Source organism: Streptomyces hirsutus (genome assembly GCF_001418415.1).
GTDB lineage: Bacteria > Actinomycetota > Actinomycetes > Streptomycetales > Streptomycetaceae > Streptomyces > Streptomyces hirsutus.
Genome location: NZ_LIQT01000032.1, coordinates 15576 through 30938, shown reverse-complemented (window position 1 = coordinate 30938; position 15363 = coordinate 15576). Strand labels below are relative to the sequence as shown.

Genomic DNA, 15363 nt, shown 5'->3' with positions numbered 1-15363 from the left:
GGGACCCCCACCGTCCAGGACCCTCCCCCCTCTCCGGCTCCTGGTTCACCGCAGGAGTGGAACGCGTTGGGCGAGGAAATCCGATGCCTGTCGCAGGGTGCGGTGGCCTCCATCCGCCCGGACGGCCCTGTCCTGGCAAAGCCGTCGCGAGGACTCACCGTCCTTCCCTCCAGGTTCGTGCGGGCCTTCTCGCGCTTGGATCGCTTCCTGGTCGTATTGCTGTCCCTCGGCTGGGCAGCCAGTCTGGTCTGGTTCTGGGTCTGGTGGCTTCAGCCGTCTCACCGCATCGGCTGGTGGGGTCTGGTCGTCAACAGCGCTCTCCTTCTGTACCTGACCTATCTGCCAGTGCACTTCCTCGTTGCGCTGCTGCGCATGCAGCGCTTCGACCCTGCCCGCAAGGTGCCCGCACTGCGCACCGCGTTCGTCGTTACTCGCGCCCCGTCCGAGGGTTGGGACATCGCCCGCACCACCCTGGAAGCGATGCTCGACCAGGACTTCCCGTACGTCTACGACGTCTGGCTGTGCGACGAGGACCCCACGCAGGAAATCCTCGACTGGTGCTGGTCGCACAACGTCGGCGTGTCATGTCGACGCGGCCGCATTGACTACCACCGGGCTGATTGGCCGCGGCGGACGCGCTGCAAGGAGGGCAACCTGGCCTTCTTCTACGACCATTGGGGCTACGACCACTACGACGTGGTCGCCCAGCTCGACTGCGACCATGTCCCCGGGCCCCAGTACCTCACCGAGGTCGTCCGCCCCTTCTCCGACCCGGCCATCGGCTACGTCGCAGCCCCCAGCGTCTGCGACTCAAACGCCGACACTTCCTGGGCCGCCCGCGGCCGACTGCATCGCGAGGCCATGTTCCACGGGCCCGTGCAACTGGGTCACTCCGCCGGTCTCTCCCCCGTGTGTATCGGCTCGCACTACGCCGTCCGCACCCAGGCGCTGCGGGACATCGGTGGTCTTGGCCCCGAACTCGCCGAGGACTTCTCGACGACCTTCCTGCTCAGCTCGGCAGGCTGGCAGGGAGCGTTCGCAATCGACGCGGAGGCACACGGGGAGGGCCCTCTCACCTTCAGCGCGATGGTCACCCAGGAGTTCCAGTGGTCCCGAAGCCTGGCCGTGATGCTCCTGGGAATGCTGCCGCGCCACCTGGGCCGCATGCCCCTCAAGCTGCGGGTTCGCTTCGGCGCAGCGCTGATGTACTACCCGCTGCTGGCTGCGGCCACCGTCCTGGGCATCGTGCTGCCGCCAGTAGCCGCAATCACCGGCACTCCCTGGATCAACGTCAATTACATCGAGTTTCTGGCGCACTTCTGGGGCATGTCCGTCTGGCTGGTCCTGCTGACGCTGCTCTGCCGCCGCCGCGGTCTGATGCGCCCCAAGGACGCCCCGGTCTTCAGCTGGGAGCTCTGGCTCTTCGGGCTCTCCCGCTGGCCCTACGTCGCGTGGGGCGTGCTGGCAGCGGTGAGGCAGAAGCTGCGGCCTCGCCAGATCACCTTCAAAGTCACGCCGAAGAAGCGCGACGGCCTGGAGCCGCTCCCGCTGCGCGCCGTCACCCCATACCTGCTGATCACAACGTTCCTTTCGTGCTCGGCTCTCGCCGGACAGTTCACCGGCCCCGCCGTCGGCTACGTCTTCCTTTGCATCCTCGGTTCAGCCTCGTACGCCACCGTGACCCTCACTGTCGGCGCGCTGCACGTCAAGGAGACGGCACGCGCGACCGGCGTCTCCGTCTTGCGCGCGCTACGCACGGCCGCGTTCCCGCTCGTTGCCGGCCTACTGTCGCTGCTTCCCCTGGCGCTCGCCGTCGCCGTCTTCCCCACCTATCTCACCGGCTTCTACGCCTGGTGACGGCCCTCGCGGCCTATCGAGAAATGAGGTCCCCATGCCCCAGACGGTCCTGGTCACCGGTGGCGCCGGTTTCATCGGCAGCCACACCTGTGTCGAGCTCCTTCACTCCGGCCACGAGGTCGTCGTGCTCGACGACCACTCCAACAGCGCCCCCGAGGCTCTCGAACGCGTCGCGAAAATCGCGGGCCGCCCGATCGCCGCGGCCCACGTCGCGGACGTGCGCGACCGGCGTGCGCTGGACGCCGTCTTCACGAGCCACCCGATCGACGCGGTGATCCACTTCGCCGCGAAGAAGGCCGTCGGCGAGTCGGTGCAAATCCCCCTCGCCTACTACGACATCAACGTCGGCGGCACCACGGCCCTGGTCGCGGCGATGCACGACCACGGGGTACACCGGCTGGTGTTCTCCTCTTCCTGCTCGATCTACGGCGACGCGACAACCGTCCCACTGACCGAGGAGTCCCCAGCGGCGCCGGCGAACCCCTACGCCATGAGCAAGTGGACCTGCGAGCAGATCCTCGCGGACCTGTGCCGACACGTGCCCGAGCTGCGGGTTCTGGCGCTGCGATACTTCAACCCTGCCGGCGCCCACCCCAGCGGCCTGCTCGGCGAGGACCCGCACGGCGTGCCGAACAACATCGTGCCCTTCCTCACCCAGATCGCCGTGGGCCGCCGCGACGAGCTCAGCGTCTTCGGCGACGACTACCCCACGCCCGACGGCACCGGGGTGCGCGACTACCTCCACGTCGTCGATGTGGCCGAGGGGCACCGCGCCGCCCTCGACCACATCGACGACGGACCCGGTATGCGGACCTTCAACCTCGGCACCGGCCGCGGCGCATCCGTCCTGGAGCTCGTGCGCACCTTCGAGGAAGTCTCGGGACGGTCCATCCCGTATCACGTCACCGCACGACGGCCCGGTGACGTCGCGGAGCTGGTCGCCGATCCAGCGAAGGCCGCTGCTGCCTGGGGGTGGAGCGCACGGCGCGACCTGGCCGCAATGTGCCGCGACGCGTGGAACTTCCAGCAGCAGAACCCGTCCGGCTACGCCCCCTGACAGGTCCTGTACGCCGTCCCCCTCTCCCACCTCCGCGCTAGACAGGAGAACAGCGCATGCGGTTGACCGTCATCGGTACGGGATACCTCGGAGCTGTGCACGCCGCGTGCATGGCCGCCATCGGACACGACGTCCTCGGTATCGACGTCGACATCAAGAAGATCAAGGCCCTCACCGAGGGCCGACCCCCCTTCTACGAGCCGGGTTTCGACGACGTCCTGACCAAGGCACTCGCTTCCGGGTGCTTGCGGTTCACAGCCAGCCTGCGCGAAGCGGCGGCTCACGGTGAGGTCCATTTCATCTGCGTGGGCACCCCTCAGCGGGCCGGCTCCCAGGCGGCCGACATGCGGTACGTGGACGCCGTCGTTGACGGGCTTGTGCCGCACCTGCCTGCGCCGTGTCTGCTGGTCGGCAAGTCCACCGTCCCGGTGGGCACCACGGCGCGCCTGACCACACGTATCGCACGCCTCGCGTCGGCGGGCGTGCGGGCGGAGGTGGCATGGAATCCAGAGTTTCTGCGCGAGGGCTTCGCGGTCGAGGACACGCTGCGGCCGGACCGGCTGGTCGCGGGTGTGACCAGCCCAGAGGCCGACGAGACGTTGCGCCGGGTCTACGCACCGATGCTGGAGGCAGGAGTCCCCTACATCAGCACCGACCCCAACACGGCCGAGCTGGTGAAGGTCGCGGCCAACTCCTTCCTCGCGACGAAGATCTCCTTCATCAACGCCATGGCCGAGGTCTGCGACGCGGCCGGCGCGGACGTGACCACCCTCGCCGACGCCCTCGGCCATGACACCCGGATCGGCCGCCGGTTCCTGAACGCCGGTCTGGGCTTCGGCGGCGGCTGTCTCCCCAAAGACATCCGAGCATTCAACGCCCGTGCCCAGGAGCTCGGTGTCGGTCCGGCGGTGGCGTTCCTCCAACATGTTGACGAGATCAATGAACGCCAGCGAGCCCGGACCGTCGCGCTGACTCGTCAGATGGTCGGCGGTGACCTGACCGGCCGCCGGATGACCGTCCTCGGTGCCACGTTCAAGCCGAACAGCGACGACGTGCGCGACTCACCGGCCCTGGCCGTCGCAACCGCGCTGCACCGGCAGGGTGCCGACGTCCGAATCCACGATCCGGAAGGGGCCGCGAACGCCCGGCTCGCCCACCCGGAGCTGCGCTGCGGCTCGGACCTCCTGACCGCCTGCCAAGGAGCTGAACTCGTCCTCCACCTCACCGAGTGGGTCCAGTACCGTGAGTTGGACCCGGTCAAGCTGGCCCGCGTGGTCCGCGAGCCAGTCCTCATCGACGGCCGCAACGCGCTCCCGCTCGACGACTGGCGGGCCGCCGGCTGGACTGTGAGGGCGCTGGGCCGCCCCGCGCCGTCGGACGGAACCTCGGCCGCTCAGGCGGGAAGGCTACTGCGGGCCACGATCGCCTCCCCCGCCGCCAAGCCGGGTGGTGGTCCCACGGCGGCGATGGCCCAGGCGCTGCCGACCCGCACGTCGTAGAACGGCCTGCAGAAGGAGTGGCTCTGCCCTGGCTCGTTGTTCTCACCTGTGCGCCAGGTCGAAGCCGTGCACCGCCCAGAACCAGCAAACGGTGTTCCTGGCGGGCCGGTACCTCGACAGCTATCCAAAAACCCCTCGTTCGCGCGCGTGGGGTCGCTACCGACGCGGAGCCGACCACACTCGGGGCGGCTCGCCCTGAGTCCGGTCGGCTCGCGACGGTCAGAGTGCTCCTCGATCGGCGGTACGCGGCTGTACGGCCCCGACCGTCAATGTCGTCGGCAGCCGGTTGCCGAAGTAGTCGAAGGGACCCAAGTCGACGCCCATCGCCTGCGGACCAAGCCCGGCGGGCACCCCGTTCTCGCAGTCCGGCACGAGGTTCTCGGCACCAGCCAGGTCGGGGATCGGGGCGGCCAGCCCGGGCAAACACGGGTCCTCGGCCGAACCCGTCGGATCGCCCTCCAGCATCTCCTGGCGGGAAGCGGCGCGCCAGCCGTCCAGCGTCGTGAAGCGCCGGGCACCCCACCACAGCGACCAGTCGCCAGTGCTGAAATAGTCGTTGCCCTGGAGCCGCAGCGAGTCCGGGCTGTACGCCGACGAGAATTCGACCAGGGGGCCCCCGTCGGTGGCGAAGATGTTGTTGTGGACGCGCACATCGGCCATGCCGTCGTGCAGCCGCAGCGCCGGAGGCCGGTTCCCTGCGGCCTCCGCCGAGGCCAGGCCCTCTGTCCTCATCACGACCGTGTTGTGGTAGACATCCAGGTTCTTCAAGCGGGAGCCGTAGGCGACGATGCCGCCGTACTCGGGCAGTTTCCGCGCGTCATCCCAGCTCATGTTGAAGCGGACGATGTTGTTCTGGTGGGCGCCGGTCGGCTGGCCGGAGTAGACGAGGAATCCCGGCCCGTCGTTGCCGTACGCGAGGTTGTACTGCATAACCGAATGCGACACGTTGTTGTCGAGACCAAAACCGCCACCGTCGACCCTTGAGCCGGTGCGGTTGTGGTAGGACGTGTTGTTCTCCAGCACCACCCGTGTGGAGTCGTACACCCAGATGCCTTCAGGGCCCTCCTCGGCAGCGGCGGCGGACTTCGAGCCGTTGTCGTGGGCTACTGAGCGCACTACCGTCGCGTTCCGGACGCTGCCAAGCACGATGCCGCTGCCGGTGTTGCGCTGGTCGCTCTGGGGGTCGCCGGTGTTGGAGTACGCCCTAACTCCCTCAATCCGAAGGTCGTCGTGGGCGTAGGCGGGGCGGGCGGCCTCGAATCTGGGCCCGTAAAAGACCAGCCCGGCCTCAAGGTTGTCGTGCACGGAAGCGTCGGTGATCCGCACGTCACTGTAGCCCGCGACGGCACCCTCCTCGGTACCGACGCTGATCCCATTTTGGAACCCTCTCGCCTCCACATTCGTGATCCTTACATGGTCGAGTCGCCGCGTGCCCAGCAGGCTGTTGCGGAAGGCGATCCCGACCCCTTCTCTCAGCGCCTTGTGATCGCCAACCAGTGAGACATTCCGGATCTCCACGCCAGCGGTGTTGTGGACGGTGATGCCGGACGCGCCGCGCGGCACGATCGTGGCGCGGCCGACGCCATACGACTCGATCACGACCGGCTGCGTTGAACTGCCGGCCTCGCCCTCCTCAAGGGTGACGCTGCCGCGGAACCGCTCGCCACCCTTGAGCCGTAGCCGGTCACCGGGCCTGAAATACACGGCGTTCGCATGGTCGAGGGACCGCCAAGGCTTCTCTGACGACATGCCGTCATTCCGGTCGTCGCCCTCGGGGCTCACGTAAAAGGTGAATGGCCCGCCACCGGCAGGGCGGGCCGGCCGGTAGACCCCGGGCACGTCGCAACCTGCCAGCAGCAAGAGCACCACGGTCGAGACTCCAGCGGCGGCCCTCGTCGTCCTACTCCGCTTCACCACGTTCACGCACACCCCTTAAAGACATTCCGGTGCCATATCGGACACATAACGCGCAGACTGCCAGAAAGGAGGCACGCGAAACGCCGACATGAGGAGCGTTCATCACCCACGCCCGTCCCGGCGTACACGACAGGCAATCGAGCTACCGCCCGACCCACTTCGGTGCCCGGTCCGGCTCACGCACCGCAACACTTGTTCGAATTGAGGTTCCCCCGCTGCGCGGGGGTGGCTGACTAGCTGGTCAGGGCGGTTTGACGTGGCTTCAGGTTCACTTGTTCGGTCGTTGCCTGGATGGCGTAGTGCTTCTCCTCGTACTCGATCGGGCTGAGGTAGCCGAGCCGTTTCTGGATGCGGCGGGGGTTGTAGAAGCCGTCGATGTACTCGAAGAGCGTGAGGTTCGCTTCGGCTCTGGTGGCGAAGACGCGGCCGCGGATGCACTCGGTCTTGATGACCATCCACAGGTTCTCCGCCAGGGCGTTGTCGAACGAGTTGCCGACCGAGCCCATGGACGCCTGAATACCTGCTCTGAGCAGGCGTGTTGTGAGCTTCACGGACGTGTACTGACAGCCGTGGTCGGCGTGGTGAATGAGCTCACCGGGGGCGACTTCGCGGCTGGCCAGGGCGTACTCCAGCGTGGTCAGGACCAGGTCGGCGTCCGCGCGGGCGGAGGTTTCCCAGGCCACCACCCGGCGGGAGAACGCGTCGCGGATCGCGGACAGCCACAGCGGGCCCTCCTCGGTCGCGATCATGGTCAGGTCGGTGACCCACAGCCGGTTCGGCACGTTCGCGGTGAAGTCGCGTTGCACCAGGTCAGGGGCCAGTTCCGCGTCCGGATCACGTCGGGTGGAGCCCTTGCCCCGCCGGGGACTGATCCCGGCCAGGCCGGCCTGGCGCATGAGCCGTTCAACGCGTTTGCGGCCGACGTGGACGCCTTCACGCCGGAGGATGGCGTGCACGCGGGGTGAGCCGTAGATCCCGCCGGAGTCGGCGTGGACCTGCCGGATTTTCCCTGTGAGCTCGGCGTCCTGGCGGCGTCGCTCGCATGGCTCCTTCTCGGCCTGGCGCCAGCGGTAATAGGTGGAGGAGGGGATGGAAAGTTCCCGGAGTACGGGCTCGACCCCCAGGTGCGGGTGCGCATCGACGAGCGCGGTCACCTGGGCCGGGTCGGGTCGAGCTGGGCCGCGAAAAAAGCGGAAGCCGTCCGCAGGACCTCGTTCGCCCGCTTGAGCTGGGCATTCTCCTTCCGTAGAGCGGCCAGCTCCTCACGCTCGGCTGTGGTGAGGATGTCGCCTCGCTCGCCGGCGTCGGCCTCGGCCTGACGGATCCAGTTGCGCAGAGCTTCGTGGTGTACGCCGAGTTCCTCGGCCATGCGGCGGATCACGGGCTTCGGCTCAGCGGACCGGTACATCCGAACCGCGCGCTCACGCAACTCCAGCGGGTACTTCCTCGGGGCAGGCATCGTCTGGGCTCCTCTCATGAGACCCATCTGACCTTCTGTCACCCATCCCCGCATCTCGGGGGAACCTCAGAATCTGCTGTCATCTCGGACACGCGGCCGCCCGCCCGACCAGCTGTGGTCGGGGCTGCGTGCCGTGCGAGCGGAAGAGCGTTGTCACGTTGGTGGGGGTGTGGCCGGCTGATGGCGTGTCAGGGTGTGGTGGGGCCGGGTGGCAGTTTCGGGTCATGCTGCGGTGGGCGGGGCGGTGGCGCCGGTGATCTAATCCCAGATCGCGAAGCACGTGATCATCTCGGCGCGGTAGTGGGCGGCGGTCATCAGGTGGCGGCGTGGCCGGAAGTGGGGTGAGATGCCGCTGAACGCGGCCAGGAAGCGCTGGGCTCCGCCGATGCTGCGGAAGCCTTTCATGGCGCGTTCGCGCTGCCGGGTGGGCTGGTGGGGGTTCTCTGCCCGGTTGTCGAGGCCCTGGTGGGAACGGTGCTCCACGGAGGGCAACACCTCATGGTGGGCCGCTCCGTAGGAGCGGAGCCGGTCGGTGACGATCACCCGCGGCACCGTGCGGGTCGTCTTCAGCAGGCGGCGGAAGAAGCACCGGGCCGCAGCGGTGTCCCGCCGGTTCTGTACGAGGATGTCGAGCACGTTGCCGTCGGCGTCGACGGCCCGCCACAGGCAGTGCGGCTCTCCGTTGATCTTGATGAAGACCTCGTCCAGGTGCCACGTGTCCCCGGGCCAGAGCCGGCGGTGACGCAGGCCGTTGGCGTAGGTCTGGCCGAACTTGGCGCACCAGCGGCGGATGGTCTCGTGGGAGACGAGCACGCCACGCTGGAGCATCAGCTCCTCGACCTCGCGGAACGACAGCGGGAAGCGGTGGTACAGCCACACGCCGTGGGAGATGATCTCGACCGGGTACCGGTGCCCCTGGTACGACGACGGCGGCGCGCTGTCCACGGACGGCTCCTCCCAGCATGACCAACCAGAAGATCATCCCACCCGATCGGCCAACGTGACAGTGCCGCGCGGGCGTCCCCGGCAGGCTCTGATCGAAGCGAGCGGCCGGGCTCAACTGATCGTGGCCGGGCGACTTCGCCGGACTGCTGCTGGGCTCGATCAGCCAGGCCGTTTTCCACCACGTGCACTGCCCGGTCACCGTGGTGCGTTCTGGCCTGTGAAGCGCGCTGACCGTGCCACACGCCCTGCTTCCCAGGCACCGAAATTGCCCTGATCAGCATGGTCGCCGTCTGCTCGTGCCTCCCGAAGGGGAGTGTCCCCGTCGGTGAGGAAGCCGCAGGCGGAGGCCATGGCCGGGAGGTGGAGCACCGTAGGCCATCCCTGTCGTGTGCCGCCGGGAGAGCCAGTCGATATCGTGCGCGGTGACGATTCCGCAGAGGCGTCCGCCGTCCCCGCAAACCGTCTGCGTCAGGCAGCGAACAGGCAGGCGGCTTTCCGATGCAGGCCGAACGGCCTCGGCGGCCTGGGCCTGTGGTCGACAAACCGGTGGCTCACGGCTCGCAGGGCGACTGATCGGCAGCACGGGTGGCGGTCACGCCGCGTCGCGCTTTCCCGGCGGGTCTCGCGGCAGCGGACAGGCGCGCATCGTGGCCGCGACCTGGGCATCCGGCTCTGCTGCGGCGCAGCGCCATCTCGACCTACGCGGGACACGCCGACCGGGCTCCTTCGACGGCGGCGGCCGCATCCGCCCCATACCCTCGGCGCTGTGACGCTGACAGACGGAACGTACCGGCTCGGGCCATCGACCGGCCGCCTCCTGATCAGGACCGGCCGCGCCGGGCTGGGCCGCAGGGCGGGGCACGACCTCACGATCGAGGCCACCCGGTGGTCCGGGGAAGCCGTGATGTCCGTCGGTCACCCCGACAGGTCGTCGGTGGCTGTGGCGGTCGAGACGGGCTCACTGGAGGTCCAGGAGGGAACGGGCGGGCTGAAAGCACTCACCGATGCCGACCGGGCCGAGATCAAACGGACTCTCGGGGGCAAGGCTCTGCTGCACACCGCAGAGCACCCCACGATCACCTTCCGTTCCACCGGCATCACGGGCACGCTGCAGTCCTTCGAGATCACCGGGGAGCTCACCATCAGGGGCCGGACCCACCCGGTGACGGTGCACGGGAAAAGCAATGGCGACGGGCTGTTGCGCGGCTGGGCGACCGTCACGCAATCCACCTGGGGAATCAAGCCCTACACCGCGTTCCTGGGTGCGTTGCGGCTGGCCGACGAGGTCCGGGTGGAGTTCGAGGTGGCCAGGCCCGAACTGGTGGACGGGGCTGGATGACCACCCGGGGCTCAAGGCTTCGGGCGCGGCGACTGCGCGGCCGCCTACTGTAGAGGAATGAGCGAGTTCGGAGGAATGAGCGGGATCGTCGTCGTGTACGAGCTCGACAAGCCGATGGCCCCGCGCATTTCTCCGGGGATACCGGCTTGTGCGGAACGGCCTGTCCGCAGGGTGCACGCAGCGCCCTCCGCCCCGGGAACACCCGCTACCACGGGACCGCGGACCCTCTGCGGCAAGGACACCTTCGCCATGGAGAAGGCCGGCTGGAAGCCCTCCGAGCGCCCCGGGGCGCCTTGGTACCCCGCGGGGTACGCATCCGTGGTCTGCCCCGACTGCGATGCCGTGATCGAGACCTGACCGGCATACCGCCAGCCCGATGTCGCTGCTCTGCGGGGAGCATTCCGCCAGGGTCCCCCACCCCCGTCCACACGCTCGTGTGAAAGCGGTCCCGACCCACCGTCGACACGCCACCGCGAGCACGAGTTGCAGCATTCAGCTCGCCGCGCGGCGGCCGCTCCGAGTAGAGGCTGCCGTTCTCAACGGCCTGGCAGCGCCCGCCTTTTGCTACCCTCACCGCCTTTGTTCCACGCACTCCTTGAAATGCTCCAGATCGCTCCGGACGAGCCGCTCGATCGCGTTCGCCTGGGCGAATCCCTTCGGCCCGCCGAGGGCCTCCCTGATCGCGCCCGGGTCGTACTCGAGCCTGGCCTGGACCCGGGTGTGGTTCTCGTCGATCGGCTTCAGCGAGACGGAACCCATCAGCTCGGGGGCGCCCGTGGTGTGCCACTCCATCACGCCTTCCCCCCTGCGGTCCGAGACCTCGGCCTCCAACTCCCGGACCCGGCCGTCGGCCTCGACCTCCAAACGCGCCCGACCCCCCGCCTCCGTACGGACCTCGCGCACTCCTTCCACGAAGCGCGGATAGTCCTCCACCCGGTGGAGGCTGTCCCAGACCGTGTCGATCGGAACTCCGACGTCGATGTGTTCTTCGAGAGTGCTCATGGCCTACCTCCATGTTCGGCCAACGACATGGCCATCTGTATCCAGTGTGCGCCCGGTAATAGATCATCGACCGAAATACGAGAGGACTGACCACCATGTGACTCACTCGATGGCCTGGCCTGGCCCGGTCGGCTTCCGGGCCCCTTCCGGGTCTAGGCCGCCCGCGATGCCGCACCCCGGGGCTGGACTCGCCCGGCGACACCCTGCGGATCTCAGGCTCGGAACCCCGGAAGGACCGGAAGCTGCGGGCCGACCGGTCCCGGCGCATGCTGGTGCCATGGACGTGTGCCCACCTGTGGTCGCGCATCCGCCGGAGTCGGACGGCGGTCGGCGGCTGAACCATCCACGGCGCGCGCGTGGGCATCGCGTACAGCCTGTTCGACGTGCTGGACTTCCTGCATTCTACGGGCCTGCCCGCCCAGGATCGGGCAGTCGACGACCCCGAGCTGATCGAGTGGCGCGTCGGCGGACCATATGGCTGGAACAGCACGGCGTAGCCACCGTCGCTCCGTCTTTCCCCGACATCGCGTATCGTCCCGTGCCCACTCCGCAGCCCGCTCGTTCATGCGCCGCCGGTCCCGGCGCACCTTGCACGCAGGAACCGGTCACCTCCCATCGGTCCGGGGCAGCGGGATCCGGCGCTCGAGCCTGGCCGTCCCCTACTCGTCTCCGACGCGTACGACCGCCAGCGTGATGTTCTCGGGCCCGCCCGCCGCGATGGCGGCCTTCCACAGCTCAAAAGCCGCCCGGCCGTCCTCGTACTCCCCTCCCCCATCACCTCGTCGAGCACGTCGGTCGTCAGCAGGTCGGTCAGGCCGTCTGTGAAGATGAGGTAGCGGTCACCGGACGCCACTGGGGTGGCCGTCATGTGAGGACGGATGGGACGGTAGACGGGGGTGCCACCCAAGCACAGGGTGATGAGGGGCGTGGTGCGCTCCCCGGGATCGAGCGGGGGGCTGTCGTCGACGCTCATCTGGCGCAGCCCGCCGCGGGAGGCCGCGAAGACCCGGCTGTCACCCACGTTGAGCACCGGCAGCGAGCCGGGCTGGACGACGACGCCGGCGACCGTCGTCCCCGTGGTTGACAGCTCGCTTCCGAGGCCGCCGGCGGCCTCGCACACGGCGCGGTTGCAGGCGTTCAAGACGTCACGGACAGCGTCCTGGCTGCTCAGGACGGGACCGATCGATGCGATCCGGCGGACGGCCATGGCGCTGGCCATGTCGCCGCCCGGATGTCCGCCGAGCCCGTCGATGACGGCGACGACAAGGGGCATCCCGAGCGGGAAGACCTGGGTCTGCGGATTCTCGGTCACGGTGGTGCACAAGGTCCACGGTCCGACGACGAGGCGGTGCCGCATACGGCACTGCGTCGTCGAAGCGAGGATTCACGCCTGGGCCAAAGCGTGATGAGGGTTTCCGACACAGCACAATCGCCGTCATCACCCGTTCAGCCCACACGCTGGCCCCACAACGGCGCCGCGCCCGCCCGGGTCCGCGTGCGAGGGTCAGCCGCTTGGGAAAGGGGAATACATTCCCTTTCCCGCCTGTCGCCTTGGCACAACAGGGCAACAGGCGTCCGGGAGTGGTGCGCCCCAGCCGGTCGCGGTCCAGCCTCCGGGCGATCTTGCTCGGTGTCCCTCAGGATGGTTCCCGGTTGCCCGGCCGCCCGAATGGCCCGGCGGCAGCCGTGTCCACCTGCGCGGCCCTCTGGCCGGCCGCCTGACCCCCAGGGAGCACACCTCATGGCAGTGATGACGGACGCGGTCGTACCGGCGTTGGAGGATGCCCGCGAGGCGCATGAGGCGGTCGTCGACCGGTTCAGGGCCGATGCGACGGTCACGCCGGCCGGCCCGTACCGGCAGATGCTCGAGCGCGAGGTGGACGACGTCCAAGACAGCCTCCAGCGCATCGAGGACCACGTGCGCGATCTGCGGCCCCCCAGCGGGCTTGTCGGGGACAGCGTCGATATCGCGCGGTTCATCTCACGCAGCGCCGTGCGCACCGCCATGCTGCCGCTGACCATCGGATCCACGCTCGTGACGGACATGCTGCGCGGCCGGCGGCCCACCGACGAGCGGCGGCTGCTGAAAAACGCCGAAGACGAGTACGCGGTCACAGCCCGGGCGCTGGCGGCCTGCCGGGCCGGACAGAGCATCGCCGAAGAGGCCCACGACCAGGCCACCGCCGACCTGCTCGCCGCACTGCGCCGCCGGGACGAGGAACTGCTCCAGAGGCTGGAGGACAGCGTCGCCCAGAACGCCCGGGCCGTGGCGGCCGCGGCCAACGGCTTCGTCCAGGAGAACGGCGGCGACTGGGCCGACGCGGCCGCCCGCGCCGTGCGGACCGCCGCCGACCGGGTGCAAGACGTCGCGCAGACCGGCGGCCGGCGGGCCCGGGGTGCGGCCGGAGGCGCGGTGCGGGAGATGCCCGAGCCGACCCGCATGGCCGAAGAAGAGATCCAGGGTGCGGTGACCCGGGAGGAGGAGTTGCCGATCCTCCGCTTCAGCCGGCTCAGCGTCGACGAAATCCAGCAGCGACTGCGCACACTCTCCCAGTCGGACCTGACGGTCATCGAGGGATACGAACGCACCCACGCCAAGCGGCCCGGAGTCCTGGACGCCATCGAGCAGCTGCGCGGCAGCGAACCCTGGCCCGGCTACGCCACCATGAGCCCGGACGAGATCACCGCCCGGTTGCAGAACGTCCCCGCCAGCGTCGCCCGCCAGGTCCAGGAGTACGAACGGCGCCACCAGCAGCGCCAGAAGGTCGCCTCCGCCGCCGAAGCACGCACCGCCCGGTGAACCAAGCGGGTGAGCGTGCTGTCGGCGGCGGGTGAATGCAGACAGCCCCTCACCCTGCAGTCCGCGCACGGGGGCACGATGAGCGGGCTGCGAGCAGTCCCTGGAGCGTGAACCCTTACCCGGGCTCCAGGGTTGCTCGCCAGCCGGGTGTCACTCTCCGGCTTGGATATCGATACGGCGCGGCTTTACCGCTTCCGCCTTGGGCACCTTGACGCACAGCACGCCCTCGCTCAGCGTCGCCTCGACACCTTCGGCGTTGATCTCGCTGGGCAGGACGGTGCGGTACTCGAACCGGCTCGCCGGGTGCCACGGCGGCGAACTCACTGGTCGTCGGAGCTGCGCGGTGCTGTCATGGGTAGGAGATACGGCGTGGACGAGCGGGCAGCGCCGCGGAGGCCGGCGCGCCGCGCGTTGTCCGCCCAGGCGGCCCGACCACGGCCGCCCCGTCGCACAGCGGAGGAGGCCGATGCCATGCTGTACCGCCGCACGGTCGGTGACGTGATGACCGAGGAGGTCGTCACCTTCCGCCCCACCACACCACTCCAGGAGGTCGCCGCCCTGCTGGACGCGAACGACATCGTCGCGGCCCCCGTTGTCGACGATGACAGCGTCCCCGTCGGCGTCGTGTCCGCGTCCGACGTGCTGCGGCACGAGACCGGCATGCCCGATCCGCAGGGGCAGGACGAGGACGACGAGCACGCCTGGGGCAAGGCCCGGGCCCGGACTGCGGGCGCGCTCATGAGCAGCCCCGTCTTCACCGCCCGCGCCGACTGGACGATCCCCCGGGCCGCGCGGGAACTCCGCAGGCGGCACGTCAAGCAGCTGCCGGTCGTCGACGACGACGGGCTCCTCACCGGCATCGTCACCCGCAGCGACCTGCTCGACGCCTTCATCCGCTCCGACGACGAGATCCGCGGCGAGATCGAGCAGGACGTCCTGGGGCGCCTCCTCGGCCTGGACGAGGGCACCGTCGCGGTCGAGGTCCGGGACGGGGTCGTCACCCTGCGGGGTCACGTCCCGGAACCACGGCTCGTTCCGGTGGTCGTGGCCCTCTGCCAGGGCGTCGACGGTGTCGCCGCCGTGGACGCCCACCTCGCCGCCGCCCGGGCGGGCTAGGAGTTCTGCTCCTGGGAGTCCGGCCGCAGCACAGGACGTGAAGGATCCCATGCTGGCGTACTTCCGCCGCCGACTGGTCCGAGGCGTCGCGGGCGACGTCGACGCCGACTTCGACCACTAGCTCGGCCGGACCAGGGTGACTCCTGAGGTGTTGTTCGTGCCGCACCCGGCGGAGAACGACCAGCCGTTCCATGGACGGTCGGCGCCCGGCCGGCCGGAGCGAGTAGGCCGGCGAACCTGCTGCTGGTTGTCCGGGTGAACCACGATCGCCTCCCGCGATCGGCGGCCGCGTCGTTAGCAGCCGCCGACCGCGCGGTGTAGCGTCGTTATCCAGCAGTCGTGGTTCCGAAGTCCCGTTCGCCCGTGATCACG

General features: G+C 69.1%; 16 protein-coding genes. 9 read left to right on the top strand and 7 right to left on the bottom strand.

Annotation, left to right across the window (positions count from 1 at the left end; all coding sequences use genetic code 11):
* Window positions 1-102 precede the first annotated feature (102 nt).
* Genes AOK11_RS02795 through AOK11_RS02785 form a run of 3 tightly spaced genes read left to right on the top strand, consistent with a single transcriptional unit; the run spans window position 103 to window position 4413 of the window.
* Window positions 103-1857 carry a glycosyltransferase family 2 protein gene (locus AOK11_RS02795; RefSeq protein WP_063793403.1) on the top strand — a complete coding sequence of 585 codons (1755 nt, stop codon included), beginning with the start codon at window positions 103-105 and terminating at the stop codon, window positions 1855-1857.
* Window positions 1858-1891: 34 nt separating this feature from the next.
* Complete coding sequence (gene galE / locus AOK11_RS02790; RefSeq protein WP_055592021.1) at window positions 1892-2914, top strand: UDP-glucose 4-epimerase GalE; 1023 nt, start codon at window positions 1892-1894, stop codon at window positions 2912-2914.
* A gap of 56 nt (window positions 2915-2970) precedes the next feature.
* Window positions 2971-4413: a UDP-glucose dehydrogenase family protein gene (locus AOK11_RS02785; RefSeq protein WP_079034594.1), complete on the top strand. Its 1443-nt coding sequence runs from the start codon at window positions 2971-2973 to the stop codon at window positions 4411-4413.
* Between the two features lie 219 nt (window positions 4414-4632).
* Here the strand turns inward: AOK11_RS02785 and AOK11_RS02780 are convergent, their stop codons facing one another.
* The 4 genes from AOK11_RS02780 to AOK11_RS02765 all read right to left on the bottom strand — a co-directional run bounded on the left by AOK11_RS02780 (window position 4633) and on the right by AOK11_RS02765 (window position 8734).
* On the bottom strand, window positions 4633-6282 hold the full coding sequence (locus AOK11_RS02780) for a right-handed parallel beta-helix repeat-containing protein (RefSeq protein ID WP_240497192.1): 1650 nt from the start codon (window positions 6280-6282) through the stop codon (window positions 4633-4635).
* A 281-nt stretch (window positions 6283-6563) separates the two neighbouring features.
* The gene (locus AOK11_RS02775) at window positions 6564-7484 is read right to left on the bottom strand and encodes an IS3 family transposase (RefSeq protein ID WP_055592020.1); all 921 of its coding nucleotides are present in this window, start codon (window positions 7482-7484) and stop codon (window positions 6564-6566) included.
* Window positions 7481-7789: a transposase gene (locus AOK11_RS02770; RefSeq protein ID WP_055592019.1), complete on the bottom strand. Its 309-nt coding sequence runs from the start codon at window positions 7787-7789 to the stop codon at window positions 7481-7483. Before AOK11_RS02770 ends, AOK11_RS02775 begins: the two co-directional genes overlap by 4 nt.
* A 258-nt stretch (window positions 7790-8047) precedes the next feature.
* Window positions 8048-8734: an IS6 family transposase gene (locus AOK11_RS02765; RefSeq protein ID WP_055592018.1), complete on the bottom strand. Its 687-nt coding sequence runs from the start codon at window positions 8732-8734 to the stop codon at window positions 8048-8050.
* A 143-nt stretch (window positions 8735-8877) separates the two neighbouring features.
* Between AOK11_RS02765 and AOK11_RS46595 the strand changes: the two genes are divergently transcribed.
* The 3 genes from AOK11_RS46595 to AOK11_RS02755 all read left to right on the top strand — a co-directional run bounded on the left by AOK11_RS46595 (window position 8878) and on the right by AOK11_RS02755 (window position 10430).
* On the top strand, window positions 8878-8955 hold the full coding sequence (locus AOK11_RS46595; protein ID WP_420902964.1) for a universal stress protein: 78 nt from the start codon (window positions 8878-8880) through the stop codon (window positions 8953-8955).
* A gap of 545 nt (window positions 8956-9500) precedes the next feature.
* Window positions 9501-10073: a YceI family protein gene (locus tag AOK11_RS44405; protein WP_055592017.1), complete on the top strand. Its 573-nt coding sequence runs from the start codon at window positions 9501-9503 to the stop codon at window positions 10071-10073.
* 57 nt (window positions 10074-10130) lie between these two features.
* Window positions 10131-10430, top strand: coding sequence for a hypothetical protein (locus AOK11_RS02755; protein ID WP_240497191.1), 300 nt, complete (start codon window positions 10131-10133; stop codon window positions 10428-10430).
* 213 nt (window positions 10431-10643) lie between these two features.
* Here the strand turns inward: AOK11_RS02755 and AOK11_RS02750 are convergent, their stop codons facing one another.
* Window positions 10644-11075, bottom strand: a complete 432-nt coding sequence (locus AOK11_RS02750) for an SRPBCC family protein (protein WP_055592015.1) — start codon at window positions 11073-11075, stop codon at window positions 10644-10646.
* A gap of 356 nt (window positions 11076-11431) precedes the next feature.
* Here AOK11_RS02750 and AOK11_RS46350 point away from each other — a divergent pair, with 356 nt between their 5' ends.
* A complete protein-coding gene (locus AOK11_RS46350) occupies window positions 11432-11572 on the top strand; it encodes a hypothetical protein (protein WP_338058907.1) in 141 nt (46 codons plus the stop codon).
* 65 nt (window positions 11573-11637) lie between these two features.
* Here the strand turns inward: AOK11_RS46350 and AOK11_RS02740 are convergent, their stop codons facing one another.
* Window positions 11638-12387: a PP2C family protein-serine/threonine phosphatase gene (locus AOK11_RS02740; RefSeq protein ID WP_240497190.1), complete on the bottom strand. Its 750-nt coding sequence runs from the start codon at window positions 12385-12387 to the stop codon at window positions 11638-11640.
* A 429-nt stretch (window positions 12388-12816) separates the two neighbouring features.
* Between AOK11_RS02740 and AOK11_RS02735 the strand changes: the two genes are divergently transcribed.
* Complete coding sequence (locus tag AOK11_RS02735) at window positions 12817-13875, top strand: hypothetical protein (protein WP_055592013.1); 1059 nt, start codon at window positions 12817-12819, stop codon at window positions 13873-13875.
* Between the two features lie 150 nt (window positions 13876-14025).
* Here AOK11_RS02735 and AOK11_RS44400 read toward each other — a convergent pair whose 3' ends face one another.
* Complete coding sequence (locus AOK11_RS44400) at window positions 14026-14199, bottom strand: Hsp20/alpha crystallin family protein (protein ID WP_240497189.1); 174 nt, start codon at window positions 14197-14199, stop codon at window positions 14026-14028.
* Between the two features lie 147 nt (window positions 14200-14346).
* Here AOK11_RS44400 and AOK11_RS02730 point away from each other — a divergent pair, with 147 nt between their 5' ends.
* A complete protein-coding gene (locus AOK11_RS02730; protein WP_055592012.1) occupies window positions 14347-14991 on the top strand; it encodes a CBS domain-containing protein in 645 nt (214 codons plus the stop codon).
* Window positions 14992-15363: the final 372 nt, after the last annotated feature.

Excerpts from the sequence above, each read along its gene's own strand:
- AOK11_RS02770 (WP_055592019.1), bottom strand. The coding sequence starts at position 7,789 with ATGCCTGCCCCGAGGAAGTACCCGCTGGAGTTGCGTGAGCGCGCGGTT.
- AOK11_RS02750 (WP_055592015.1), bottom strand. The coding sequence starts at position 11,075 with ATGAGCACTCTCGAAGAACACATCGACGTCGGAGTTCCGATCGACACG.
- galE (WP_055592021.1), top strand. The coding sequence starts at position 1,892 with ATGCCCCAGACGGTCCTGGTCACCGGTGGCGCCGGTTTCATCGGCAGC.
- AOK11_RS02730 (WP_055592012.1), top strand. The coding sequence starts at position 14,347 with ATGCTGTACCGCCGCACGGTCGGTGACGTGATGACCGAGGAGGTCGTC.
- AOK11_RS02735 (WP_055592013.1), top strand. The coding sequence starts at position 12,817 with ATGGCAGTGATGACGGACGCGGTCGTACCGGCGTTGGAGGATGCCCGC.
- AOK11_RS02785 (WP_079034594.1), top strand. The coding sequence starts at position 2,971 with ATGCGGTTGACCGTCATCGGTACGGGATACCTCGGAGCTGTGCACGCC.
- AOK11_RS02755 (WP_240497191.1), top strand. The coding sequence starts at position 10,131 with ATGAGCGAGTTCGGAGGAATGAGCGGGATCGTCGTCGTGTACGAGCTC.